General features: G+C 44.7%; 1 rRNA gene. It reads right to left on the bottom strand.

Annotated elements, in window-relative coordinates:
• Positions 1-282 (bottom strand): 23S ribosomal RNA (locus tag PVK70_RS18995); the annotation flags it as partial.

The following is a 282-nucleotide window of genomic DNA, read 5'->3' as shown; positions in this document are numbered from 1 at the left end:
CTTCACCTGTCTCATTAAAAGCTTAAGGGCTAACCCAATTTCGCTCGCCGCTACTTTCGGGATCTCGGTTGATTTCTCTTCCTCGGGGTACTTAGATGTTTCAGTTCTCCCGGTTTGCCTCACTACACTATGTATTCATGTAGTGATACTAGCTTATGCTAGTGGGTTTCCCCATTCAGAAATCGTAGACTCAAATGGTTTTTACTACCTAATCTACGCTTATCGCAAGTTAATACGTCTTTCATCGCCTCTGACTGCCAAGGCATCCACCGTGTACGCTTA

Source organism: Aliivibrio sp. A6 (genome assembly GCF_028765505.1).
GTDB classification, from domain to species: Bacteria; Pseudomonadota; Gammaproteobacteria; order Enterobacterales; family Vibrionaceae; genus Aliivibrio; species Aliivibrio finisterrensis_A.
Note: the sequence above shows the minus strand (reverse complement) of the source record. Positions and strands in the feature narration are given on the sequence as shown.